Here is a 23,656-nt window from a genome sequence, read left to right on the forward strand (position 1 = left end):
GATCCTCACACGGATCGCCCGACGCGAGGGCGAGGCGGACGGCGATCCGCTGCGCGACCCTCTGGTGCGGGCGTTCCTCGAGTTCCTGGCCTCGCCAGACGCTCTGGGCCGCCCTGCCGAAATCCTCTCCTCTGGACCGGAGCGCGCCAACAAGACCCTGAGCGCCGATCTTTCGCGCCGCCTGGGTCTGCCGTGCTGAACTCTTTGCACCATGCCGATGCACGTCGCGCGATGTTGCAGCAGCGACCTCATGTGCCCCTGTTTGCGGCGGCGATCGATCTGCAGGCATTCGGTCTGCTCAACCAGGCGCTCGGCCCGAGACTTGCCAACCTGGTGATCGATCTCGTCACCGCATCGCTGACAAGTCGCCTTTCCGCCCTGGCGAGACCCTTGTGGAACCTGTCGTTCGGCGACGAGCACTACTTCTTCGCCAGGGCGGCTGCGTCGGAGCTGGAGGGACTGGCGACGGCATTCGAAGCCACGGTCACCGCCGCGGCACAGGCGCTCGACGACGCATTCGTGCCGCTCCAGGTTGCCTTGCCGCGTCCCGACGCCGGCCACCGGCTCCTTCTGCCACAGGACGCGCATGACCTCCTCGGCCGTCATCGCGTCCTCGCCTCGGCGGTCGCGAGCGGAACCCGGTTCGATGCGTTGGCGCGTCTCGCCGGTGATCGTCCTGCCGACGACCATGCACGCGTCCTGGAAGCCGGGTGCGAGGGGCTGCTCGCGCTTGCGGCGCACGATCTCTATCGCACGGCCCAACGCTGCGGGCGGTGGCGCCTTCCCTTTCCCCGGCTGCGCTTGGCTCTCGGCTTCGTGCCCGCTGCGGCCGATTCGCTCACCGACGAGCAGCGTCTCGACTTCATCCTGCAGGAGCTGCATCACGCGATCGAGGAGGCCCGACGCAACGGCGTGCTGACGATCCGCCGCGAGATCGTTCTCGTCCGGCCTACCTTCTGCGAGGGGACACCGCCCTGTCCGGCCGATGGGACGCAGAGCGTCCCCTCGATCCGTTCGCTGGAAAAGGGCATTGCCGGCAGGCTGGACGGGTTCGAACGCTGGCTGATTCTGCAGCTCAAGCCACGATGGACGTTGCCGGCCTTGCCTCGTGACCGGCAAGCGTTGAGCTCGCTCAAGGAGCTGGTCTCTGCGACCAACCCCGGATTCGCCGACCGCCTTCTGGGCGCCCAGCAGGTCGCTTTTGCCTGCCTCGCGGACAGGCCTGGCCGCGACTGCGGTGCAGCCGGCAACAACCTGTTGCTCGCCATCGCCGGCCGCCCGCTGACACGGCGCCAGACCGAACGGTTGGTCGAGCGTTTCCAGTCTTCCTGCCGATTGCCGGGAAGGTCCGAGATCTCGACCATCCAGGCGCTCACCTTCGAGGGTCACGGCCGGTCCATGCTCCTGCGAGCCATCGCCGCGGCACAGGCGGATCTTTTCGCCGTCACGCGGGCAGAAGGTTCGACCTTGTCCTCGTTCGGTGAAAGCGACCTGCCGATCCTGGAGCGCCTCATCGACCAGGAGCGCATGCCGGCGCTGGAGCGCTATGAAGCCCTTCGCCGGGACGCTTCGCCCGCGCCCATCGGCAATGCAGCGGTCCACACCGCGTTGGCGGCATCGGCTCCTTCGATCTGACGGCTGCGCTTCGACACGGTCGACGCACGGGGTCGCGGCCGATATCGTGACCGATATCATGGCATGGGCCTTGCCGCCGGCAGCGGGAACGAAGGAGCAGCAACATGGCAATGCGAAGGACGTGGCGGACAGGACTCCTGGCCATTTCGATCGCGATGGGAAGTAGCGCTCTGGAGACCCTGCCGGCTTTTTCCCAATCGATCCTGCGCGTCGCCCCCGAGACGCTGTCGCGCATCCTCGATCCGCACTTCACGACGTCGTTCACGACACGCGATCTCGGCTACCTGATCTACGACACGTTGTTCGCGGTCGACGACACGTTCACGCCCAAGCCGCAGATGGTCGAGAGCTACACGGTGAGCCTGGACAAGCTCACCTACCTCTTCGTCCTGCGGCCCGGCCTCAAGTGGCACGACGGCCAGCCGGTGACGGCGGCCGACTGCGTCGCCTCGATCCGCCGCTGGGCGTCGCGCGACAGCATGGGCCAGACGCTCACCCGGTTCCTGGCCGCGCTCGAGGCGACCGACGCCTCGACCATCAAGCTGGTGCTGAAGGAGCCCTACGGAATGGTGCTCGAGAGCCTCGGCAAGGTGGGCGCGCCGGTACCCTTCATGATGCCCGAACGCATCGCCAGGACGCCGGGCAACGAGCAGGTCAAGGAGATCATCGGCTCCGGCCCCTACCGGTTCCGCGCCGACCTGCACGAGCCCGGCGTCAAGATCGTGCTGGAGAAGTTCACCGACTACACGCCGCGCCGCGAGCCGCCCAACTGGGCCTCGGGCGGCAAGATCGCGAAGCTCGACCGGGTCGAGATGCTGGGCCTGCCCGACGCGCAGACCCAGGTGAGCGCGCTGATCAGGGGCGAGGTCGATTACCTCGAACGCGTGCCGGCCGACCTGCTGCCGCTGTTCGACTCCCAATCTGGCGGCAAGGCCTCGGCCGCCAAGGCCGAGGTCGTGAGCAAGCTCGGCTTCCAGGCGATCATGCGCATGAACCACCTGCAGCCGCCGTTCGACAATCTTAAGGTGCGCCAGGCGATCGCCCGGGCGATCGACCGATCGCTCTATGCCGCCGTCGTCGCCGGCGATCCGAGCTTCGCCACCGACTGCGCCGCCGTGTTCGGCTGCGGTATGCCCTACGAGAGCAAGGACGGCATCCCGACGCGCGACATGGCCGCCGCCAAGGCGATGCTCGCCGAGGCCGGCGTCGACTTTTCCAAGCCGATCGTCATGCTGCACGTCGCCAACGCGCCCGGCATCGCCGCGCTGGGCAACGTCACCCGCCAGGTGCTGGTCGATCTCGGCTTCAAGGTCGACATGCAGGCGATGGATTTCCAGACCTTCGCGACGCGGCGCCTCAACACCAGGCCGGTGAGCGAAGGCGGCTGGAACCTGGCGCACACCACCAACACCGTGCCCGACCAGGGCAATCCGCTCAGCAACCCGTTCCTGGTGGCGAGCGGCCCGCCCGCCTCGGCCTGGGGCTGGCCCAACGATCTCAAGACCGACGAGCTGCGCCTGAAGTTCGCCACCGCGCCCGACGCGGCGGCGCAAAAGGCGATCGCCAGCGAGATCCAGGCACGGTCGTACGAGCAGGTCCTCTATCTGCCGCTGGCGCAGTTCACCACGCCGTCGGCGTGGCGCAACAATCTGGAGGGCGTGCTGAGATCGCCCGCCATGCTGCTCTACAACATCGACAGGAAGTAAGAGGCGACGATGGCGAAGGCGGTTGCCGACGATTACCTGCGGCGCATTCCCAAGGCCGAGCTGCATTGCCATCTCGCCGGCACCTTGCGCGCCACCACGGTGGCCGAGCTGGCGGCGCGCGCCGGGCTCGCCCTGCCGCGGCCGGCTGACAAGCTCTACCAGTGGCCCGATTTCTACGGCTTCCTCGACGTGCTGCGGCTCACCGCCCTGGTGCTGCGCACGCCCGAGGATTTCGAGCGCGCCGTCTACGAGTATGTCGAGGACGCGGCGCGCGACGGCAATCTCCGGCACGTCGAGTTCTTCTTCAATCCCGACTATTTCTATCCCAACGGCATCGACTATCCGTCGATGGTCGACGGCATGGTGCGCGGTATCGAGGCGGCCGAGAAGCAGTTCGGCGTGTCGAGCCTTCTGATCTGCTGCATCGACCGCTCGACCAACACGCCTTCCCAGGCAGTCGAGATCGTCGAGACGGCGATCGCCCATCGCCGCGACCAGGTCGTCGGCATCGGCCTCGACGGCGCCGAGCGCGCCGGCCCGCCGGCGACCTTCGCCGAGGCCTATGCGCTGGCGCGCCGCGCCGGGCTGCACCGCACCGCCCATTGCTGCGAGGACAACCAGACGCTTGTCGAGGCGCCGCCGACCAACTACCTGATCTGCCGCGACGTGCTCCATTGCGACCGCATCGACCACGGCTACAACATGCTGGCCTCCGACTTCGTGATGGCCGAGGCGCGGCGCGACGGCCTCTATTTCACGCCCTGCGCCTGGACCAGCCTGGTGCACAACCGGCCGCATCGCCCGCAGCGCATTCGCCGCATGGTCGAGGCGGGCTTGAACGTCACCATCAACACCGACGATCCGGCGATGTTCGAGACCAACCTCGGCCACGGCTTCACCACCCTGTTCGAGTCGATCGGCTGGGGCCCCGACATGGCCCGCCGCTTCAGCCTCGCCTCGGTCGAGGCATCGTGGCTCGACGAAAGCGACAAGAGCGCGCTGCGCCTGGCCTTCCGGAAAGAGATCGCCGCGCTGGACGCCGAGTTCGGCTACGCGACGGCGCAGCCGACGGTGTAGGGGCTGTTCCATTTTCCTCCCCAGCGAAGCTGGGGAGGTGGTCTCGGTAATCCGAGACGGAGGGGTCAGAGGCCCCAGTCCCGCTGCTCATGACCCCTCCGTCGGCGAAGACGCCGACACCTCCCCAGCTTCGCTGGGGAGGAGAATGAGCAGCTCCTGCTATCGTCGGTCACCAAGTTCGCCATACAATGCCTCCCAACAGGCGGGGGGAGATCTCTGGATGCCGGTGTTCTTCGTATGCGCAGGCTTGCTCGGATTGTTGACCGTCGCCTTGTCGCTGCATGTCGGCCGGCTGCGCGGGCGGAAGAAGATCTTTCTCGGCGACGGCGGCGATCCGGAGATGCTGTCGGCGATCCGGGCCCACGCCAACCTGGTCGAGTTCGCGCCGCTCTGCCTGGTGCTGATCTACCTGGCGGCCGACTTCTATGGCTTCGTGGTCACCGCCCTCCTGTCGCTCGTCCTGCTGATCGCCCGCGCACTTCATGCCGGCGGCATGCTCGACGTCATCCCGATGGGACGATTCCTGGGCGCGATCGGCACCATCGTGGTCCTCACCGTGGCCGGCATCCTGCTGGTCTTGGCCGGCGTCGGCTTGCGGCAATACTGAGCCGCGGCCACCGGTCGATGGGCGAGCCGGTCGCCGTTCCGCTGTGGCTGCTGGCGGCGCTCGCCGCCTTCGCGCTGTGGTCGCTGCTCGACCGGCTGCTGATCCCGAGCGGCCGCTGGTTCCTGCGCCGCCGGCTCAACCGCCTGATCGAGCGGGTCAACCAGCGGCTCGACATCGAGATCAAGCCGTTCCAGCTGACGCGCCGCCAGGTGCTGATCGACCGTCTGGTCTACGACCCGCAGGTCGTCGCCGCCGCCAACGAGCACGCCCGCGCCGGCAACCTGCCGCGCGAGGCGGCGATGGCCGAGGTCCAGCGCTACGCCCGCGAGATCGTGCCGACCTTCAACGCCTACATCTATTTCCGCGTCGGCTACTCGATCGCCCGCGCCGTCGCCCGCTTCCTCTACCGCGTGCGGCTGGGCTTCGCCGACCAGCGCACCCTGGCCGGCGTGGCGCCGAACACCACGGTGGTGTTCGTCATGAACCATCGCAGCAACATGGACTACGTGCTGGTCGCCTTCCTGGCAGCCGAGCGCACGGCGCTGAGCTACGCGGTGGGCGAATGGGCGCGCATCTGGCCGCTGCAGCAGCTGATCCGCGCCATGGGCGCCTACTTCGTGCGCCGCAACTCCAACAGCCCGGTCTACCGCCGCGTGCTCGAGCGCTACGTCCACATGGCGACCGAGGCCGGCGTCGCCCAGGCGATGTATCCCGAGGGCGGGCTCACGCGCGACGGCAGGCTGCGCGAGCCCAAGCTCGGCCTGTTCGACTACATGCTGAAATCGTTCGATCCCAAGGGCGGCAACGACATCGTCTTCGTGCCGGTGGCGCTGAACTACGACCGCGTGCTCGAGGACCGCACCCTGCTGCGCTCGCTCGACCGCGAGGCGCGGCGGCGCAGCACCTGGTTCGTGCTTTCGACGACCATGGGCTTCTGGCTGGGCCAGCTCGGCCTGATGCTGCGCGGCCGCTGGTTCCGCTTCGGCTATGCCTGCGTCAATTTCGGCGGCCTGGTCTCGGCGCGCGACTGGCTCGCCAGGAACGCCGCCCCGCTGGGCGGCGACCTGCGCGGCCTCGACAAGGAGCAGCGCTTCGAGATCATCGGCCGGCTGGCGCACGACGTGATGGGCGAGATTGCCCGCCTGGTGCCGGTGCTGCCGGTGTCGCTGATCGCCACGGTGCTGCTCGAGGCCGAGCAGCCGATCGACGAGCTCGAGCTCAAGGCGCGCGCCGCCCGGCTGATGGGCCATTTCGAGGAACGCGGCGCCAAGATCTACGTGCCGCGCGGCGATCGCGACTACGCCTTCCATGTCGGCCTGCGCATGCTGGCCCTGCGCCGCCTGGTGGCGGAGAGCGACGGGCTCTACGCCGTGGTCGCGGCCGACCGGCCGGTGCTCGCCTATTACGCCAACGCCATCGCCCACCTGCGCTGACCCATGACATTCTCGTCGACGATGATCGGCAAGCTGTGGCGCATCGCGCTCTCGGCCGGATACGGCTACTTCGACAACCGGCTGGCGACGTCGGCGGCGGCGATGGCCTTCTACACCATGTTCGCGCTCGGCCCGATCATGATCTTCGCCATCGCCATCGCCGAGCCGTTCGTCGGCCGCCTGATGGCGCAGGAGGCGGTGTTCGAGGCGCTGGGTGCCATCGTCGCGCCCGACCAGCTCGCCATGATCCGCCGGTTCGCGTCGGAGAACCTGTTCGAGGGCGGCGGCATCGCCGCCCTGATCGGCGCCGGCGTGCTGATCTATACCGGCACCCGGGTATTCGTCGAGCTCGACGACGGCATCGACGCGATCTGGCGCGACCGCAAGACGCGCCACCTTCATCCGGTGCTGGCCAGCCTCAAATCGCGCCTGCTGGCGATCGCCCTGATGATCGTGCTGGGCGTGCTGCTGATCGCCGTCATCCTGACCAGCGTGCTGATCTCCGCCTATGCCGGTGCCCTCGCGGCCTTTCCCGTGCTCGGCGAGTGGATCGGCCCGGCGACGTCGGTGTTCGTGCACTATGGTCTGCTGTCGGCCTTCTTCACGCTGGTCTACAAGTGGCTGCCGACCGTCGACGTGCCATGGCGCTACGCGCTGATCGGCGGCGCGGTGAATGCCCTGCTGTTCGCCGCCGGCAACCGCGCCCTGGTCTTCTACTTCGAGGTCACGCAGCTCACCTCGGCGTTCGGCGCCGCCGCCGGCATCGCCGCCATCATGGTGTGGATGTACTGGACCTCGCTCACCATCCTGATCGGCGCCCAGGTCGGCCGCTCGACGCGCGACATCCTGATCGACAACCGCGCCCGCGAGATGGTCGAAGGCGATCTGTAGGCCGCGCCGGCGCGGGCGAGGGCCGGGCGCAATCATTACCGCCGGAACCGTCGCCGAAAGGGGACTCTTCTGCAGGGAGCGCGCCACTCCGATGGCGCTCTTCTTCTTGATGAAACTTCCCATGAGCGCGATCGGAGTGGCGCGCTCCCTGCGCATGACTCCCTCTCTCGTGAATTCACGTACAGGTTGCAGGAGAAGTACGAGACGAGGGTCCGGCCACGAGGCCTTGACACATGAAAACGTCCGCCTTTCCAACGCCTTGGCATCTCGCGTCGGTCCTTTGCCCGTCGCCGAACAGGGAATTCGAACAGGGAATTCGAACAGGGAAAGCAAAAAAATGAGCAGGGAATTGCTCGCACCAGATCAGGGAATTTGAAGCAGCGGAACAGGCAATCGCGTTCGTTATCTTGCTTGCAGGCATTCCCGTCCCCCTCTGCGCGCCGCGCCGCGCAGAGTCGGAGCCGGATCGTGCGTCCGTCCGTCAGGGACCTTTGAAATCAACGCCCTGGCCGTGACCCACCGGCAAGGTCCGGCGTCAGCGGCAGGTTGGGTCGCGTCGGCGCTGGCAATCACGGTCGTGTCCCGCGGTTCGATCAAAGTCTGGCCGACCCGGCTATCACAACACCAAACGAGTCGGCAGGCAGGCCAGCCGGAGCGGATCGCGCTTGCCGCCACGGGCTTGTGCAATTGATTGCACGCGCTCTGGATCGGAAGCGATGACACGGTGCGGCAGCTGCGGCGTTGGCGAGCACGATCATGTCCTTTGGTTTGCGCGGCGTTTCGCGACCGAGCTATCACGACACCGCTCGGGCAGGCAGCCGGACCAGCCGAACTGGCTCACGCCTGCAGCCACGCTGGCGTGCAATCGAGTGGACTCGACCGATCCGCCGCACAAATTTAAGGGTTCGCGATGTGTCCAACGGTCGAAGAGGCGCGATCCGCGATGACGAGATTGACCACGTCGCGCGCCGAGGCGCAGCTTCCTCGGCGATCGTGATCTGGCTGGGAACGAGCGCGTTACCAGCGACGATGGCTAGTCAAGAACCCGTTCTTAGGGCCTGTCACAAGATAGGTACTCCATTTCACGAAGTGACCGCAGTCAGCAAGGTTGTCATCCCGAGCGCAGCGAGGGACCTTTAAGGCAGCAGGAAAGGTCCCTCGCTTACGGCACTTGCTTCGCAAGTGCCTTCCTCCGGATGACAGGGCCTTTGTCCCGCGCACCACGTGCCAGTAGCGGAATCTAAAGCACTTGTTTTGCGACAGGCCTTTAGCGCCCCGCGACTCGAAAAGCGCTCATGGCCTGGATGTACCGGAGATCGCTCGGCTGGATCTGCGGTTTCGGATCGACCGAGCCATCGAAGGAAAACTTCTCCGCCCCGATATCAACGCTCAGCACATTGTCCCGCATGATTGTCGTTCGCTGGCGCGGCGGGATGCGAATTGCGTCCAGCTTGGGTCGCCAAAGCTTCTCGACCGTCAACTCATTGACCACGAGCCCGATCGACACGGTGCTGGGACTGGTGAAGATGCCTCCGCGCTTGGTCACGACGATTCGGGTCGCCCCTGATCCCACTCCTTTGACGCGGAACGTCTGGGAACCGAGGGTGACGTCGAGAACCGCCCGTAGGCGAAACGGATCGTCGGGATCGACGAAAAGTCCGACGCGAACATTCTCGACAAATACCCGCTCGCCCTTGCCTCCGATGATCTGGAAAGTCGCGGTGTCGCCCTCGTCGATCTCGATCTGCCTCGTCAGAAAACTCGGCCCGTCGTCGAGCAGACTGAAGGCGGCGAAGCCCGATGCCGCCGGCGCAAAAGCGAGGTTTGTGAGGCCCCGCCCCCGTGCCGCGACGAAGAGGTTGGGTCTTATCGGGCTCGGCGGCGGGTCGAGCGGTACGATGATGGGATTTGTCGTGACCTTCTCGGCAAGAGCCACCTCTCGATCGAGCGTCGCCATGGTCATCTTGCCGACGATGTTGTCGGCACTCGACTGATAGCTGAAGTTGATGATGGAACGCTTTTTCTTGAAGCCCAGCACCGCATCGGTGGTCGACTTGCCGTACAGGGTCGCCTCGAGCTCCGGCGCGGCGATCTTCGCGTTGTCGAGACGATTGAGCGCTATCTGGATCTTCCCGACATGCGGGCCGCGCGAACCGGGCAAGATGTGCGCCGGATCGGACAGCGCCGCCGCCTCCAGCTTCGGATCGCCCGCGAACAGCCTCGATTGTAGTGCCATGCAGCGGCTCCCCGCACGCCCGCAACACTACCGAAATGAGCCTCCCGCGGCAAACGTGATCCCGGCCGGGTAGTGCCCTAAGGACACTACCCCCGGCCGACGATCGTCGACTGGAGGCACTTGCGCCCGGGACGGCTCAGAACATCGTCGCGAGCACGCGGTCGGGCGGCTTGTGGCCGTCGGCGAAGGTCTTGATGTTGATCAGGACCTTCTCGCCCATGTCGATGCGGCCCTCGAGCGTGGCCGAGCCCATGTGCGGCAGCAGCACGACGTTGTCGAGCTCGACCAGCTTGGGGTTGACCTGCGGCTCGTGCTCGTAGACGTCGAGACCGGCGCCCGACAGCTCGCCCGCCTTCAGCATGCGCACCAGGGCGTTCTCGTCGATCACCTCGCCGCGCGCGGTGTTGACGATGATGGCGCTGGCCTTCATCAGCTTCAGCCGGCGCGCCGACAACAGATGGAAAGTCGCCGGCGTATGCGGGCAGTTGACCGACACGATGTCCATGCGCGCCAGCATCTGGTCGAGGCTCTCCCAGTAGGTCGCCTCGAGCTCACGCTCGATGTCCTCATGCAGGCGCTTGCGGTTGTGATAGTGGATGGCGAGCCCGAAGCCGCGGGCGCGCCGCGCCAGCGCCTGGCCGATGCGGCCCATGCCGACGATGCCCATGCGCTTGCCGAGCAGGCGGCCGCCCAGCATCGCCGTCGGGCTCCAGCCGGTCCATTTGCCGGCCCGCACCAGGCGCTCGCCCTCGCCCATGCGCCGGGCCGTCGCCAGCACCAGCGCCATGGTCATGTCGGCGGTGTCCTCGGTCAGCACGCCCGGCGTGTTGGTGACGGTGATGCCGCGCTGACGCGCCGTGTCGAGGTCGATATGGTCGACACCGGTGCCGAACGAGGCGATCAGCTTGAGCCGCGGGCCGGCCTGCGACAAGACGCGGCTGTCGATGCGGTCGGTGACGGTGGGCACCAGCACGTCGGCGGTCCTGACCGCCTCGACCAGCTCGCCGAAGGCCAGCGGCTTGTCGTCGGCATTGAGGCGGGTGTCGAACAGCTCCATCAGCCGCGTCTCGATCGCGTCGGGCAGCTTCCGGGTGACAATCACCAGCGGCTTCTTCTTGGAACTGGACGGCATGGACGATCTGTACCGTGCGGCTGGCGGCGGGAATCCCGATTAGCAATTCCCCAAGTGCCTTGTCCAGCAACCGCGGCCGATTGCAGGTCGCGACCGAAAAGCACGCGTTATCAGCTGCTTGTCGATCGTTACGAAGAATTGAGGTATAGAGCAGGTGATGGGAATTCGACCCACCCTGACACTTTGGGCGACATTCGCGGCCGTGATCGCCTTGTCACTGCCCGGCATCGCGACGTCTCAAACCATCTCCCGCTCGGGCGACAAGGCCACCACCCAGCGCAAGGGATCGGGCCTGCCGATCCCGCGCTTCGCCTCGCTGCGCTCGGACGAGGTCAATGTCCGGGCCGGGCCCGGCACGCGCTATCCGATCGAATGGGTGTTCAGGCGCAAGGCCTTGCCGGTCGAAATCGTCGCCGAGTACGAAAACTATCGCAAGATTCGCGATTGGCAGGGGGCCAGCGGCTGGGTCCATCAGAGCCTGCTGAGCGGCAAGCGCAGCTTCATCGTCTCGTCAAAGGCAGCCAGCGTGCACAAAACCCCCGCCGTCTCGGCCGAAATCGTCGCCAGGCTGGAGCCGGAAGTGATGGGCGAGATCCGGTCCTGCACCGGCGACTGGTGCCGGGTCAGGGTGTCGAACGTCACCGGCTGGATCCAGCGGACTTCCATGTGGGGCGTCTACAAATCCGAGCCGATCAACTAGCCCCGCAGGGGGCACTTCCAGCAGCGGGCATGTTCCTTTCGGCTGATTGCAGGCGCGGGGAATGTGCTCTGGCGGCCGTACCGGCCGGGTCGTAAAACGGGGTCACCGTGGCCCACGCAGTCAGTCTCAGCTACGCGCGCTCCGACCACATGTCGCCCACCGCCCTGGTGCTGGCGGCCGTGCTGCATGGCGCCGCGGCGCTGGCGCTGTGGTGGCTCTCGCCACTCAGCCACGTCGACCGGACGGATGACCCGGTCGAGATCACGATGGAGCAGGACCCCGCTCCGCCAACCCCGCCGGCGCAAGTTCCCGCCGCACCCGAACCGCCGCCCGTGCAGGAAGCGGCCGTCATCCCGCCGCCACCACCGCCCGCGCCTCCCACCGCACCGCCGGAGTCCCAGCCGACACCGCCGCGTTTCAGTGCGCTATCGGCGCCGATCGGCGTCACCCTCGATCCGAGGACGCAGCTCGGCGCCCAGCCGCCCGATCCAAGGACGACGCCGACCCTGCAGCCGAACAGCGCCAGCCCGGCCACGCCGAAGGCCGCCGACACGGAGGCCAAGGCCGAGGCGCAAAAGCAGGAGCCGGCCAGGCCGGAGCCGGGGCAGCCTGAGCCTCCCAAGGCCGAGCAACCTGAGATCGTCAGGCCCGAGATCGTCAAGCCCGAGCCGGAGAGCAAGCCGACGGCGGAGCAAGAGCCTGACTCGGAGAAGACAGCAGAGCCTCCGAAGCCGGCCGAGCCCGAGAAGCCGGCCGAACCCGAGACCAAGCCCGAGCCGCCCAAGGAGCAGCAGCAGGCGGCGCTCGCGCTGCCGCCGACGCCACCGCTGCCGCCCGCGCCGCCGTTGCCGTCCGTGCCGCCGGCGCCGACCCTGGAAAGCGCCCTGCCGCCGCTCGACGCACCGCCACCGCCGGTGACCGCACGCGAGATCCCGGCACCCCATCCGCCACCGCCGCCACCAGCGCCCAAGCCGGCACCGCAGGCAACGCCGCCGGCACCAGCGGCCAAGCCTGCCCCGCCGCCGCAGCAGGCACAGCAGGCACCGCCGCAACGGCAGCAAGCGCCAACCCAGGCGCCGCCGCAACGGCAGCAGCTCTTCTCCTCGCCGTTGTCGAACCCGCCGCAGCAGCCAGCGCCCAATTCGCAGCAGGCGTCGCGCTCGACGTCCCCGACCTTCGTCAACCCGGCGCAAGCCTACGGCGAGCGCAAGGCGCAGGAGGATTATTTCTGGTCGGTCGTGCGCAGAATGGCTCAGTACCAATTCCAGCCGAAGATCTGCCCCGACATCGGTGGCGGCGAGGTGGTCGGCCGGTTCACCATTGCCCGTGATGGTCGGTTGCTCGACGTCAGCGTCGCCAAGTCGAGCGGCTGCGCATCCGTCGATTCGGCCATGATCGAGATCGCCCGCCAAGCCTCACCCTATCCGCCGCTCCCGGCCGACATTCGCGGCGACCGTCACATCTTCACTGTTCCGCTCAATTACCGGCGCACCGATCCGCGTTGAGGGGGCGGGGCGCCGTGGCCGACACCAGCATCAGCCTCGTCTCCCAGCGGCCGCGCTCGATGCCACCGGGCGCACTGGCGCTGGCGATCGTGCTGCATGCGGCGGTTGCCGCCGTCCTCTGGTGGTTCGCGCCGCAACGACCGCACGAATCGCAGGACGAGCCGATCATGGTGATGTTCGATTCGTCGCCATCGAATGTCGGCCTGCAGGCGCCCGAGAAACCCGGGCCGCCGGCCGAGTCCGAAGCGGCAAGCCCGCAGCCGTCGAACGAGCCGCCCAAGGAGGGCGAGGCGCAACAGGTTCCTGCACCAGCGCCAACCCCGGCACCCGCTCCAGAGCCGCAGCAGGCGCTGGCGCCGTCGCCAACGCCCGCACCCGCTCCAGAGCCGCCTCAGCCGGAGCCACCCTCGGTGACACCGCCCGAGCCCGAGCCGGTGACCACGCTGCCGCGCTTCGAGTTCTCGATTCCGCCGCCGCCGTCACCGCCGCCGGCTCCGAGTTCGCAGGAATTCGCCCGCCCGGCGACGCCGCGCCCGCCGGCGGCGGCAGTCCAGCGCACGGCGCCGGCGCCCCCCAGGCCGGCCCCGCCGGCGCCCTACCGGCCGCCGCCGGCACAGGCGCCGGCGACCATGCCGTCACCGATCCCCGGGCCGCAGCCAGGCGACGTCCTGATGGGTCAGGGGCGGCAACGCAACGACTACCTCTCGCGGGTCGCCCGCCAGATCGCTCAGTATCGCGTCTATCCCGCCGTTGCCGCCAGCAACCGCCAGGAAGGCCGCGTGGTGATGCGCGTCACCATCGCCCGCACCGGGCATGTGCTCGAGGTCAGGGTCGGCACGTCGAGCGGCTGGCCGGCCATCGACGCCGCCGAGGCGGAGACGATCCGCAGGGCCAGCCCGTTTCCACCCGTGCCGGGCGACATGCCGGGTGACCCGATCATCCTGGTGCTGCCGATGACCTACACTCTCAGCGCCGCTCGGCGCTGAAGCCTCGCCCCTGCCTGGTCAGGCTCGCCTGGCTAGGTCCGCGAGCCGTTCTTCTTCGGCTTGGCCTTCTTCACCACCACCTTCTTCTGCGCCGCCGCAGTCCCGAGCATGCGGCGCACCGCCGCCTCGAAAGCCGGATTGGTGTTGGGAGGAAGAAGCTTGGGCATTGGCAAACTCCGAAAGCAAGCAAGCAGCGGCTCGACGCCTTGGATACCAACGAACGCGCTTCACAATAGGCGATTCACGCGACAGGCAGCAACTGGCCACGCGGCGGTCGGACTCTTCTCCTTCTCCTCCCCAAGCTTCGCTTGGGGAGGAGAACAGGCCTACGCGAAATCCTGCGCCAGGGTCTGGCGCACGGCTTGCGGCATCACCGCCATGTGGCCGTAGTTCGGATGATCGAAGCCGACGACGACGTCGTCCTTGCTGTTGCGGAAGGCCGCGATCTGGGCTGGCGTGAAGGGAAAGCGCAGGAAGTGGACCGACGAGGTCTTGCCGTCCTCGCGCGAGCGTTCCTGGTCGCTCTCGGCGACGCCGCGGATCTTCTCGCCGCCGATACGGATGAAGGCGCCATGCTCGACGCCACCCAGGGTGGCGAGCACGCGGGCGCGGCGGACCGGGTCGTCGATCTCGAACATGACGGTGGCGACCAGCTCGCTGCCCTGCGGGATCAGCGGATTGTAGGCCGCGAGCTCGCCCGGGATCTGCTCCGCCCCGCCCTTCTCGATGAACAGCATCTCGTGCACCTGATGCAGCATCGTGTCGTACGATTCGAAGTAGAACGTCGCGAACGGCCCTGTTTCGAGCCGCCGGTTGCGCTTCAGCTCGGTGATGCGGCGGCGGCGCTCGGCGCGCTGCTTGGCATAGTCGGCCATCGGCAGGATGACCGACGCCTCGATGGCGCGTGGTGTCATGGCTGCTCCTCCATCAGGCCGTAGGCGCGCGCCATCAGCTCGATCGGATGGCTGGCGCGCGACGGCTTGGGCTTCTCGTCTCCCGCGGCGATCTCTATCACCTGCATCAGGTGATCAGCGGCCAGCGGACACTCGGAGGCGACGAAGCTGGTGTCGTTCTTCAGCGCCGCCTGGGCGGCCGGCTTGCCGATCTTGACCGCCGTCTCGAAATTCTCCGTGCGGGCGCCCCAGATGCCGCCATGGCCGCTGCAGCGCTCGATCACGGCGACCCGCGTCTGCGGCACCAGGCGCAGCATCTCGGCAGCCTTGGCGCCCATGTTCTGGGCGCGCGCATGGCAGGCGAGATGGACGCTGACGCCGCCGTCGAGCGGCTGCAGGCCGGGCGCCAGCCCTTCCTTCCTGGCGATGTCGACGACGTACTCGGAGATGTCGAAGGTCGCCCGCGACAGTCGCTCCACGTCGGGATTCCGCGGCAGCAGCAGCGGCCATTCGAACTTCAGCATCAGCGCGCAGGACGGCGTCAGCGCGATCACGTCGTAGCCCTTGTCGACCCACTGAAGCAGCGCCGCGGTCACCTTGTGCGCGGCATCCTCGACGCCTTCGAGATCGCCCAGCTCGAGCTTGGGCATGCCGCAGCAGGCGGGATGGACCACCTCGGTCTCGACGCCGTTGCGGCTCAGCACGCCGCGCGCCGCGGCGCCGATACCGGTGTTGTTGAAGTTCACGAAGCAGGTCGCATAGAGCACAGCCTTGCGCTTGCCGTAGGCCGGTGCCGCCTCGTTGAGCAAGGCGCCTTCGCGCGCCGCCCGCCTCTCGAACGTCTCGCCGGCGTAGCGCGGCAGGCGTGCGCCATGATGGATGCCGGCCAGGCGCTGCAGGCCACGCCGCGTCAGCGTGTTGCTCTCGTCGGTCGCCCAGTTGGCGGCGGCGGCGGCGAGGCTGCCCAGCCGGCCGGTCTGGTCGGTGTCGGCGAGGCGGGCATCGACGAAATCGATACCCTTCTTGCGCGCGTGAACGGCGCGATGGCGCAGCATCAGATGGGGGAAATCGAGCGCCCATTCGTGCGGCGGCACGTAGGGACACTTGGTCATGAAGCACATGTCGCAGAGCGTGCAGGCTTCCTCGACATCGGCGAAACGCGCCCTGTCGACGCCGTCGAGCTCGCCGGTCGGTCCGTTGTCGATCAGGTCGAACAGGCGCGGGAAGGAATCGCACAGATTGAAGCAGCGGCGACAGCCGTGGCAGATGTCGAAGACGCGCTCCATCTCCTTCTCGAGCGCCTTCTCGTCCCAGAACCAGGGATTGTGCCAGTCCAGGGCATGACGAACGGGGGCTTCGAGGCTGCCTTCGCGCATGGGAGTTCGCTTGGTTGGAGTCGTGGTCTTGGGTCGAGGTCGGGCAGGCTACGGCGTGGACGCATTCCCTCCCCCGATTACCGACAGGGCATTCACATACGAAAAAAAGCCGTCATCCCGACCGGAGCCGCGCGCAGCGCGGCGTAGCGGAGGGACCTTTCTTGTTGCAGCGACAGCAAGAAAGGTCCCGCGACTGCGCCGCCAAGGCGCTGTAGACAGCGCCGAATCAGGCGGCTTCGCTCGGGATGACGGAATCTTTGTCCATACGCGAATGCCCTGCGATTACGGGAAGGGACATGGCAGATGCGCCCACACCTCCCCAGCAGAGCTGGGGAGGTGTTCATGAGATCCGTCGATCAGCCTCCGCCGGATCAGGCCAGCGTGTCGAGCGCCTTCTGGAAGCGGCCGGCGTGGCTCTTTTCGGCCTTCGCCAGGGTCTCGAACCAGTCGGCGATCTCGCCGAAGCCCTCTTCGCGCGCGGTACGCGCCATGCCCGGGTACATGTCGGTGTACTCGTGCGTCTCGCCGGCGATCGCCGCCTTCAGGTTGGACGACGTGCCGCCGATCGGCAGACCGGTTGCGGGGTCGCCGCTCTCCTCGAGGAACTCGAGATGGCCGTGCGCATGGCCGGTCTCGCCCTCGGCGGTCGAGCGGAACACGACGGCGACATCGTTGAAACCCTCGACGTCCGCCTTCTGGGCGAAATAGAGATACCGACGATTCGCCTGGCTCTCGCCAGCGAATGCAGCCTTCAGATTATCCTCGGTCTTCGAACCTTTGAGATTCGCCATCGCTTTTCTCCCTTCATTCCGTGCGGCCGGCCCCTCGACCGGTCCACTGATCAAAGTATGGGTAGCCCTGCTGCGGACGTCAAGCTCTTTAGAATGCTTCTAAACTATGCGAACGATTCGCAAGACACCGGGCGAAGGAGGCGCTCAGCGGCGGACCCGGACGATGACATCGACTCGTGACAGGCGCGTGCCCTTGGGCGGCGCCGGCAGGCCGCTGATGGTCACCTTGTCCGACGGGAAATCGTGCAGCTCGCCATCCGACTCGACGTAGAAATGATGATGGTGGCCGATATTGGTGTCGAAATACGACCGCCCCGGCGCAACCACCACCTCGCGCAGCAATCCGGCGTCGCGAAACTGGTTCAACGCGTTGTAGACGGTGGCAAGCGACACCGGCATTTGCGCCGACCGGACCTCGGCGTGCAGACTCTCTGCAGTTACATGGCGATGGCCGCCCTCGAACAGGAGGCGCGCCAAAGCGACCCGCTGGCGGGTCGGCCGCAAGCCGACGGCTCGCAGGCGGCTGGGAAAGTCGGGGCTGGTGTCAGACATTGGTCAGTCCCTATGTAGAGTGCAGGAGGGCCTGTGAAAAGGCCACCCGCCGCCGGCCGCACCGGTTTGCGCTCGGCGTCCGGCATCCCTATTGTCATAGAGATTCCAGAGTCGGTTGCCCCGTGGGGACGGTACGTGTGAGCGAGCAGAAGCATAGCTATACCTTCGAAGACCTGATCGAGTGCGCCAAGGGGCGCCTGTTCGGGCCGGGCAATGCTCAGCTGCCGTTGCCGCCCATGCTGATGTTCGACCGCATCCTCAAGATCCAGGACACAGGCGGCATGTTCGGCAAGGGCGAGGTCGTCGCCGAGCTCGACATCAAGCCCGACCTCTGGTTCTTCGGCTGTCACTTCAAGGGCGATCCGGTGATGCCCGGCTGCCTGCCGCTCGATGCGCTGTGGCAGCTCCTCGGCTTCTTCCTGGGTTGGAAGAAGGCGCCAGGCCGCGGCCGTGCGCTGGGCGTCGGCGAGGTCAAGTTCTCCGGCATGATCGTGCCGACCGTGCGCAAGCTCACCTATCACGTCCATCTCAAGCGCGTCATTCTCCGCAAGCTCGTCCTGGGCATCGCCGACGGTTTCGTTCACGCCGACGACAAGCAGGTCTTCGAGGTCAGCGGCCTGAAGGTCGGCCTGATCCAGGACGGGGCAGCGCTTCCGGCAGCGAGCTGACATCATGAAGCGAGTCGTCGTCACCGGCCTGGGGGTAGTCTCCTCGATCGGCAATAATGCCGCCGAGGTCACGCGCTCCCTGAAGGAAGGCAAGTCCGGCATCGAGTTCGTGCCGCAATACAGGGAGCTGGGCTTCCGCAGCCAGGTTGCCGGCACGCTCAAGATCAACGTCGATGAGCTGGTCGACCGCCGGCTGCGTCGCTTCATGGGCGACGGCGCGGCCTACGCCTGGCTCGCCATGAAGGAGGCGATCGCCGACGCCGGGCTCGGCGCGGCCGAGGTCTCGCACGAGCGCACCGGCCTCGTCGCCGGCTCGGGCGGCCCGACCACCGGCGCCATCGTCCAGTCGGCGATCATCGCCAAGGAGAAGGGACCCAAGCGGGTCGGCCCCTTCATGGTGCCGCGCGCCATGTCGAGCACGGTCTCGGCCAACCTCGCGACCGCCTACAAGATCAAGGGCCTGTCCTATTCGATCAGCTCGGCCTGCTCGACCTCGGCGCATTGCATCGGCAACGCCGTCGAATGCATCCAGCTCGGCAAGGCCGACCGCATGTTCGCCGGCGGCGGCGAGGAGCTCGACTGGACGCTGTCAGTGCTGTTCGACGCCATGGGCGCCATGTCGTCGAAGTACAACGACACCCCCGAGCGGGCGAGCCGCGCCTATGACAAGGATCGCGACGGCTTCGTGATCTCCGGCGGTGGCGGCATGCTGGTGCTGGAGGAGCTCGAGGTGGCGCGCGCGCGCGGCGCTAAAATCTATGCCGAGGTCATCGGCTACGGCGCCACCTCCGACGGCGCCGACATGGTGGCGCCGTCCGGCGAAGGCGCGGTGCGCTGCATGAAGCTCGCACTCGACGGCTTCCCGGGGGCAGCGCGGCGCAATGCCCCGGTCGACTACGTCAACACCCACGGCACGGCGACGCCGGTCGGCGACATCGTCGAGCTCGACGCCATCCGCGCCGCCTTCGGCAACGACCGGCTGCCGACCGTCAGCTCGACCAAGTCGTTGACCGGGCACAGCCAGGGCGCCACCGGGGCGCACGAGGCGATCTACTCGCTCCTGATGCTGAAGGAGGATTTCGTCGCCGCCTCGGCCAACATCGAGAACCTCGATCCCGCCGCCGGCGACTACCCGATCGCGCGGCAACGCATCGACAATGGCGGCCTGCAGACCGTGATGTCGAACAGCTTCGGCTTCGGCGGCACCAACGCCTGCCTGGTGTTCTCGCGCTACGACCACTGAGGGGGACCATGCCCGACAATCGTCCCCTCGCGGCCGCCGCCCCCGATGCCTCCGGCGGCGGTTCCGCCGACGCGCGCGCTGCCACCCATACGCCGTCGCGCGCGGTCGAGCTGCCCGAGGTTCCGAAGCTGATGGCCGGCAAGCGCGGCCTGGTGATGGGCGTTGCCAACGACCATTCGATCGCCTGGGGTATCGCCAAGGCGCTGCACGCCGCCGGCGCCGAGATGGCCTTCACTTACCAGGGCGCCGCCTTCGGCAAGCGCGTGCTGCCGATGGTCGAGAAGCTCGGCTCGAAGATCGTCGAGGAAGCCGACGTCGAGAACGAGGAAAGCCTCGACCGGCTGTTCGCGCGCCTGCGCCAGGAATGGGGCCGGCTCGACTTCGTGGTCCATGCCATCGCCTTCTCCGACAAGGAGGAGCTGAAGGGCCGCTACGTCGACACGACCAAGACCAACTTCCAACGCAGCCTCACCATCTCCTGCTATTCCTTCACCGAGATCACCCGTCGCGCCCTGCCGCTGATGACCGAAGGCGGCAGCCTGATCACGCTGACCTACGAAGGCGCCGTGCGCGTCATGCCGTCGTACAACGTGATGGGCGTCGCCAAGGCCGCCCTCGAGGCGAGCGTGCGCTACCTCGCGGCCGATGTCGGCCCGCAGGGCGTGCGCGTCAATGCGATCTCGGCCGGCCCGATGCGCACCCTGGCCGGCGCGGTGATCGGCAGCGCGCGCTACGTCTACCGCGTGTCGCGCGAGGCCTCGCCGCTCCGCCGCAACATCGAGCTCACCGACGTCGGGGGCGCTGGCCTCTACCTGCTGTCCGACCTGAGCGCCGGCGTCACCGGCACGGTGCACTACGTCGACGCCGGCTACCACGCCATCGGCATGCCGCACGCCGGGGCGAACGGACAGAACGGCACCGAGTAGACCGTCGCCGTCGCATGCGCTCACCCCAGGGCATTCGCATTTGAGCGTTCTCTCATTCCTCTCCCCAGCTTCGCTGGGGAGGTGTCGCCGTCTTACGGCGACGGAGGGGTCATGGGCAGCGGGACTGAGGCTCATGACCCTCCGCCCCCGACTACGGGGGCACCTCCCCAGCTTCGCTGGGGAGGGGAGTGAAAAGCGCGCGCTCTCCCCGCCGCCGGACCCTGCTTGCTGCCGCCGGCGCCGTGCTGGGGGCGAGCAAGGCGGCGGCATGGGCGCAAGCGCCGGCAGTCGCCGAACCCGATCGCTTCTTCGTGGCCGAGGCGTTTCGCATGAAGGACGAAGCGGTGGCCCGCGGCGATCAGCCCTACGGCGCGGTGATGGTCGTCGCCGGAATCATCGCCGGCTACGGACCGAGCCGCGTCAACAGCGACCGCAACCCGACGCCCACGCCGAGCGCGTGGCGCTGTGGGAGGCGCAAAAGCGCCTTGGCCGGCAGGTCCTCAAGGGCGCGGTGGTCTACGCGACGTCGCGACCCTGCGCGGCCTGTCAGCGCGCGCTGGCCTCGGCCGGCGTCGAGCGCATGCGCGTCGGTCCGACGGCCGAGGATGCCGGCCCGCCACGTGCGACCGGGTAGGCGGCCATGTGGGGGCGCTGGCCGTGGCCTGCAGCGCTGCTCGCTGCCGCGCTGGTGCTGCCGATGACCGCCGCGGCCCAGCCGCAGGCGACAGGCCAGGCAATGGTCGACGCCGTCGCGCGCGGCGACATCGCCTCGCTCGATCGCTTGATCGCCGCAGGCGCGTCGCTCCAGGCGACCGACGCGGCGGGCCAGACGGCGCTCCTGCTCGCCGTCCGGAACGACAACCTCGATGCGGCGACGCGGCTCATCGCGGCCGGCGCCGACATCAACGCCCAGGCCGCCAACCGCGACACGCCCTGGCTGCTCGCCGGCGCCCTCGGCCGCACCACGATGCTGCGCCAGATGCTGCCCAAGGGGCCCGACTTCTCGATCCGCAACCGCTTCGGCGGCAACGCGCTGATCCCCGCCTGCGAGCGCGCCCACGTCGACACGGTGGCCTTCCTGGTGACCACCAGGATCGACATCAACCACATCAACAATCTCGGTTGGACCTGCCTGCTCGAGATCGTGATCCTGGGCGACGGCGGGCCGCGCCATGTCGAGGTCGCCAGGCTGGTCCTGGGCGCCGGCGCCGATCCCAGCATCGCCGACCGTGACGGCGTCACCCCGCTGCAGCACGCCCGCCGCCGCGGCCAGCGTGAGGTCGCCGCGCTGATCGAGGCGGCGGGCGGGCGGTAGGGCCGAGAGACTGGCACTAGAGACGCCCTGTCCCGAGCATGAGGGTATCGCTCCGTCCCGCTGCCCCGCTCCCTGCCCCACAACGGTATCCATCATCGCGGCGAGGACGCTCAGTTCGAGACTGCGGGATGGTAACCGGCTTCATCTTGCTCAGCGCACGCTAGTGTGGATAAGACTAGGGCCAAACTTGGCTAGAATGGCTCCCGGGCAACTGTGCGCACAAACTCGACTGCTAAGTCGAGGTCAGAAATGACCCTGCAACCATTGACCTGTTCCAAGTCGATCTGCGGTCGTGTCACAAGAATATGGAGCGGCGATTCCGTGAGAAAGGCATCGCAATAGGTTAGTGCCGCAGTCGCATGTTCGAAGTCGTAAAAGTCGTTCGGCTTGAACTTTCGCTCCTTGTCCCAGCGCATGGCAGCATAGAGCGAGGCCTGCACATGCAGTGTTCTCAAGGCGCTGCGGTACTCGGCCTTCTTCATTGAGTAGTAAAGAATGTTCTTACAGGCGTTCACGGACTCAGCGCGCTGTTGCGGTATAGGTACCGGGATCTCTCCCACCTCTCTTGAAGCAAAGTGCACAAGAACGTCTGCAGCGATGGCTCCCACCAACTCGATCAGTCCTCGCAATTCAATGTCATAGGTTATCTTGAAGCTCTTGAGCTCGTCTCGATACTGCCGGTTTTGCGCATTCGTTTCATTGCTCAGCCGGCTGTAATCATTGTGCGGCATCTTGGCATCTCCGACTGCATCTACCAATGCAACAAGTGAGTGCTGCCACACATAGTCGAACATGTCTTTCGGAGGTTCACCACCTAGAACCGCACTGGGGATCAAAGAATACTGAACGCCCAGGATATGAGCTACCTTGGTCCAAATGAGTTCCTGCATTGTATGGAGTGCATCCTCAGCCTTCATGTTCTGTAGAAACAGTTTGATCTCGGTACTCAGCAACAACCGAGAATCGACCATGCTCACGCCTAAGCTCAGTTCGTCAATCAGCTGTGCCGTCGCTCGCCGGCGCGTTGACGTATAGGGCTGCTTCATCAACTCAGAGAACATGCTCACACTTATTGGGCAGATTAACTTCCCGGCAAAAACACCCCGCCGAAGGAAATGTAGAAGCTTGCGCTCGACGGTGCCGGTTCGCCTCCCGAGCTCGACGTCTCGAAGTACGATCCAGAAACAGGCATCGAGATATATCTTGCGCCGCCCAAGCAAGGATCGTCCAAGTTCGATCTGATGCGCCTCACTGTATCGCTCTATGTTCATTCGAATCCAATCCATCGCGCTACAGCCGTATGCCTCCCCCCGCTACGGCGTGATCGCTGGGGCACCTTGGAGTGGGCCGCCATACTGTCATCGCCAACTGCGCGTCGGATCTAGCGCGGATCGAGTGCCGATAACTTAACTTTGCTCGCTCGAAACTGCCAAGATCACTGTTGCGCCAAAGGCTCGTAGACTCACCCATGGTAGTACTTGCAATGCTAGATCTTGTTCACTATATGTTCCCAAACGCGAAATGGCAATCGAGTGAACTGGTGACCAAATGGCCTCCTCGGAAGGGGAATTCCCAGACCTCCGAGCCCTTCTAGGGCAGTTTCAACTCGCGTTCCTCGGTGATATGGGACTCGCAAAGTTAGCAGCGACAAATGAAGCAACAGTAACGAACTTGAGGAGCTTCGATCCCCTGCGGACGGCGGCCACATTCGGCTCGCTACTCACCATTCCAGAACTCATGACGAATGGCACCCGGCTAGAGGTGCTGGCGCACCTCGCACTCGCGACGGGTGAGTCGGACCGGAAGCCCACAAGCAAGCTTGTCAATGACAGCTTCACCGCAATTGGAGAAGGTCCGTGTGGTCGAATGGAAGATCCGGCCGAGGATGTATTCGTCAGCCTGATTCGGTCGCCGCGCGGTCCCTTTCGTAAGCGGTGTTCTGACCGCATCTTCATAGACGGCTTGTGATTGTTCATCGTCGGCT

Annotated in this window: 23 protein-coding genes; 15 read left to right on the plus strand and 8 right to left on the minus strand. The window is 66.6% G+C overall.

Translation table 11 applies throughout. The features are described 5' to 3' along the window. The 7 genes from ACILR9_RS12630 to ACILR9_RS12660 form a co-directional block, all read left to right on the plus strand. A partial coding sequence (locus ACILR9_RS12630; RefSeq protein ID WP_395710286.1) for a hypothetical protein occupies positions 1 to 199 on the plus strand: 199 nt, incomplete at its 5' end. A 53-nt stretch (positions 200 to 252) separates the two neighbouring features. After that, positions 253 to 1,635, plus strand: coding sequence for a hypothetical protein (locus ACILR9_RS12635; RefSeq protein ID WP_395710287.1), 1,383 nt, complete (start codon positions 253 to 255; stop codon positions 1,633 to 1,635). 104 nt (positions 1,636 to 1,739) lie between these two features. Continuing rightward, a complete protein-coding gene (locus ACILR9_RS12640; RefSeq protein ID WP_395710288.1) occupies positions 1,740 to 3,341 on the plus strand; it encodes an ABC transporter substrate-binding protein in 1,602 nt (533 codons plus the stop codon). Positions 3,342 to 3,350: 9 nt separating this feature from the next. After that, a complete protein-coding gene (add, locus tag ACILR9_RS12645; protein WP_395710289.1) occupies positions 3,351 to 4,418 on the plus strand; it encodes an adenosine deaminase in 1,068 nt (355 codons plus the stop codon). A 220-nt stretch (positions 4,419 to 4,638) separates the two neighbouring features. Further along, on the plus strand, positions 4,639 to 5,025 hold the full coding sequence (locus ACILR9_RS12650) for an MAPEG family protein (RefSeq protein ID WP_395710290.1): 387 nt from the start codon (positions 4,639 to 4,641) through the stop codon (positions 5,023 to 5,025). A gap of 17 nt (positions 5,026 to 5,042) precedes the next feature. Further along, entirely contained in the window at positions 5,043 to 6,458 is a 1,416-nt protein-coding gene (locus ACILR9_RS12655; protein ID WP_395710291.1) for a 1-acyl-sn-glycerol-3-phosphate acyltransferase, read from the plus strand. 3 nt (positions 6,459 to 6,461) lie between these two features. Next, positions 6,462 to 7,349, plus strand: a complete 888-nt coding sequence (locus ACILR9_RS12660; RefSeq protein WP_395710292.1) for a YihY/virulence factor BrkB family protein — start codon at positions 6,462 to 6,464, stop codon at positions 7,347 to 7,349. A gap of 1,267 nt (positions 7,350 to 8,616) precedes the next feature. Here ACILR9_RS12660 and ACILR9_RS12665 read toward each other — a convergent pair. Then, positions 8,617 to 9,510 carry a hypothetical protein gene (locus ACILR9_RS12665; RefSeq protein WP_395710293.1) on the minus strand — a complete coding sequence of 298 codons (894 nt, stop codon included), beginning with the start codon at positions 9,508 to 9,510 and terminating at the stop codon, positions 8,617 to 8,619. 211 nt (positions 9,511 to 9,721) lie between these two features. Beyond that, positions 9,722 to 10,717, minus strand: coding sequence for a 2-hydroxyacid dehydrogenase (locus ACILR9_RS12670; protein WP_395710294.1), 996 nt, complete (start codon positions 10,715 to 10,717; stop codon positions 9,722 to 9,724). A 157-nt stretch (positions 10,718 to 10,874) separates the two neighbouring features. Here ACILR9_RS12670 and ACILR9_RS12675 point away from each other — a divergent pair, with 157 nt between their 5' ends. From ACILR9_RS12675 to ACILR9_RS12685, 3 genes are all read left to right on the plus strand, one after another. Further along, complete coding sequence (locus ACILR9_RS12675) at positions 10,875 to 11,417, plus strand: SH3 domain-containing protein (protein WP_395710295.1); 543 nt, start codon at positions 10,875 to 10,877, stop codon at positions 11,415 to 11,417. A 107-nt stretch (positions 11,418 to 11,524) separates the two neighbouring features. Then, the gene (locus ACILR9_RS12680) at positions 11,525 to 12,922 is read left to right on the plus strand and encodes a TonB family protein (RefSeq protein ID WP_395710296.1); all 1,398 of its coding nucleotides are present in this window, start codon (positions 11,525 to 11,527) and stop codon (positions 12,920 to 12,922) included. 14 nt (positions 12,923 to 12,936) lie between these two features. Next, positions 12,937 to 13,908 (plus strand): energy transducer TonB, encoded by a 972-nt coding sequence (locus ACILR9_RS12685; RefSeq protein ID WP_395710297.1) that lies wholly within the window; start codon positions 12,937 to 12,939, stop codon positions 13,906 to 13,908. A gap of 32 nt (positions 13,909 to 13,940) precedes the next feature. Here ACILR9_RS12685 and ACILR9_RS12690 read toward each other — a convergent pair whose 3' ends face one another. From ACILR9_RS12690 to irrA, 5 genes are all read right to left on the minus strand, one after another. Next, on the minus strand, positions 13,941 to 14,075 hold the full coding sequence (locus tag ACILR9_RS12690) for a hypothetical protein (protein ID WP_395710298.1): 135 nt from the start codon (positions 14,073 to 14,075) through the stop codon (positions 13,941 to 13,943). Between the two features lie 159 nt (positions 14,076 to 14,234). Continuing rightward, positions 14,235 to 14,822 (minus strand): DUF3501 family protein, encoded by a 588-nt coding sequence (locus ACILR9_RS12695; RefSeq protein ID WP_395710299.1) that lies wholly within the window; start codon positions 14,820 to 14,822, stop codon positions 14,235 to 14,237. Next, positions 14,819 to 16,177: a heterodisulfide reductase-related iron-sulfur binding cluster gene (locus ACILR9_RS12700; protein ID WP_395710300.1), complete on the minus strand. Its 1,359-nt coding sequence runs from the start codon at positions 16,175 to 16,177 to the stop codon at positions 14,819 to 14,821. Before ACILR9_RS12700 ends, ACILR9_RS12695 begins: the two co-directional genes overlap by 4 nt. A gap of 371 nt (positions 16,178 to 16,548) precedes the next feature. Beyond that, positions 16,549 to 16,968 carry a rubrerythrin family protein gene (locus ACILR9_RS12705; protein ID WP_395710301.1) on the minus strand — a complete coding sequence of 140 codons (420 nt, stop codon included), beginning with the start codon at positions 16,966 to 16,968 and terminating at the stop codon, positions 16,549 to 16,551. A 144-nt stretch (positions 16,969 to 17,112) separates the two neighbouring features. Beyond that, complete coding sequence (irrA, locus tag ACILR9_RS12710) at positions 17,113 to 17,520, minus strand: iron response transcriptional regulator IrrA (RefSeq protein WP_395710302.1); 408 nt, start codon at positions 17,518 to 17,520, stop codon at positions 17,113 to 17,115. Positions 17,521 to 17,657: 137 nt separating this feature from the next. On the opposite strand from irrA, the gene fabA reads away from it, so the two are divergent. The 5 genes from fabA to ACILR9_RS12735 all read left to right on the plus strand — a co-directional run bounded on the left by fabA (position 17,658) and on the right by ACILR9_RS12735 (position 21,672). Beyond that, positions 17,658 to 18,188 (plus strand): 3-hydroxyacyl-[acyl-carrier-protein] dehydratase FabA, encoded by a 531-nt coding sequence (gene fabA, locus ACILR9_RS12715; protein ID WP_395710303.1) that lies wholly within the window; start codon positions 17,658 to 17,660, stop codon positions 18,186 to 18,188. 4 nt (positions 18,189 to 18,192) lie between these two features. Then, positions 18,193 to 19,431, plus strand: coding sequence for a beta-ketoacyl-ACP synthase I (fabB, locus tag ACILR9_RS12720; RefSeq protein WP_395710304.1), 1,239 nt, complete (start codon positions 18,193 to 18,195; stop codon positions 19,429 to 19,431). A gap of 131 nt (positions 19,432 to 19,562) precedes the next feature. Then, positions 19,563 to 20,357 (plus strand): enoyl-ACP reductase, encoded by a 795-nt coding sequence (locus ACILR9_RS12725; protein WP_395710363.1) that lies wholly within the window; start codon positions 19,563 to 19,565, stop codon positions 20,355 to 20,357. Positions 20,358 to 20,625: 268 nt separating this feature from the next. Next, positions 20,626 to 20,991: a deaminase gene (locus ACILR9_RS12730; protein ID WP_395710305.1), complete on the plus strand. Its 366-nt coding sequence runs from the start codon at positions 20,626 to 20,628 to the stop codon at positions 20,989 to 20,991. A gap of 6 nt (positions 20,992 to 20,997) precedes the next feature. Beyond that, the gene (locus ACILR9_RS12735) at positions 20,998 to 21,672 is read left to right on the plus strand and encodes an ankyrin repeat domain-containing protein (RefSeq protein ID WP_395710306.1); all 675 of its coding nucleotides are present in this window, start codon (positions 20,998 to 21,000) and stop codon (positions 21,670 to 21,672) included. Between the two features lie 191 nt (positions 21,673 to 21,863). Here the strand turns inward: ACILR9_RS12735 and ACILR9_RS12740 are convergent, their stop codons facing one another. Next, a complete protein-coding gene (locus ACILR9_RS12740; RefSeq protein ID WP_395710307.1) occupies positions 21,864 to 22,943 on the minus strand; it encodes a hypothetical protein in 1,080 nt (359 codons plus the stop codon). Positions 22,944 to 23,656 lie beyond the last annotated feature (713 nt).

It is taken from the genome of Reyranella sp., from assembly GCF_044224635.1.
In the GTDB taxonomy this organism is placed as follows: domain Bacteria; phylum Pseudomonadota; class Alphaproteobacteria; order Reyranellales; family Reyranellaceae; genus Reyranella.

What these genes read in the sequence shown, in the direction of transcription:
- ACILR9_RS12730 (WP_395710305.1), top strand. Translation starts at nt 20,626, where the DNA reads ATGGGCGCAAGCGCCGGCAGTCGCCGAACCCGATCGCTTCTTCGTGGC.
- irrA (WP_395710302.1), bottom strand. Translation starts at nt 17,520, where the DNA reads ATGTCTGACACCAGCCCCGACTTTCCCAGCCGCCTGCGAGCCGTCGGC.
- ACILR9_RS12700 (WP_395710300.1), bottom strand. Translation starts at nt 16,177, where the DNA reads ATGCGCGAAGGCAGCCTCGAAGCCCCCGTTCGTCATGCCCTGGACTGG.
- ACILR9_RS12650 (WP_395710290.1), top strand. Translation starts at nt 4,639, where the DNA reads ATGCCGGTGTTCTTCGTATGCGCAGGCTTGCTCGGATTGTTGACCGTC.
- ACILR9_RS12740 (WP_395710307.1), bottom strand. Translation starts at nt 22,943, where the DNA reads ATGAACATAGAGCGATACAGTGAGGCGCATCAGATCGAACTTGGACGA.
- ACILR9_RS12690 (WP_395710298.1), bottom strand. Translation starts at nt 14,075, where the DNA reads ATGCCCAAGCTTCTTCCTCCCAACACCAATCCGGCTTTCGAGGCGGCG.
- ACILR9_RS12660 (WP_395710292.1), top strand. Translation starts at nt 6,462, where the DNA reads ATGACATTCTCGTCGACGATGATCGGCAAGCTGTGGCGCATCGCGCTC.
- ACILR9_RS12735 (WP_395710306.1), top strand. Translation starts at nt 20,998, where the DNA reads ATGTGGGGGCGCTGGCCGTGGCCTGCAGCGCTGCTCGCTGCCGCGCTG.
- ACILR9_RS12675 (WP_395710295.1), top strand. Translation starts at nt 10,875, where the DNA reads ATGGGAATTCGACCCACCCTGACACTTTGGGCGACATTCGCGGCCGTG.
- fabB (WP_395710304.1), top strand. Translation starts at nt 18,193, where the DNA reads ATGAAGCGAGTCGTCGTCACCGGCCTGGGGGTAGTCTCCTCGATCGGC.
- ACILR9_RS12655 (WP_395710291.1), top strand. Translation starts at nt 5,043, where the DNA reads ATGGGCGAGCCGGTCGCCGTTCCGCTGTGGCTGCTGGCGGCGCTCGCC.
- ACILR9_RS12670 (WP_395710294.1), bottom strand. Translation starts at nt 10,717, where the DNA reads ATGCCGTCCAGTTCCAAGAAGAAGCCGCTGGTGATTGTCACCCGGAAG.
- ACILR9_RS12725 (WP_395710363.1), top strand. Translation starts at nt 19,563, where the DNA reads ATGGCCGGCAAGCGCGGCCTGGTGATGGGCGTTGCCAACGACCATTCG.
- ACILR9_RS12640 (WP_395710288.1), top strand. Translation starts at nt 1,740, where the DNA reads ATGGCAATGCGAAGGACGTGGCGGACAGGACTCCTGGCCATTTCGATC.
- ACILR9_RS12705 (WP_395710301.1), bottom strand. Translation starts at nt 16,968, where the DNA reads ATGGCGAATCTCAAAGGTTCGAAGACCGAGGATAATCTGAAGGCTGCA.
- ACILR9_RS12695 (WP_395710299.1), bottom strand. Translation starts at nt 14,822, where the DNA reads ATGACACCACGCGCCATCGAGGCGTCGGTCATCCTGCCGATGGCCGAC.
- add (WP_395710289.1), top strand. Translation starts at nt 3,351, where the DNA reads ATGGCGAAGGCGGTTGCCGACGATTACCTGCGGCGCATTCCCAAGGCC.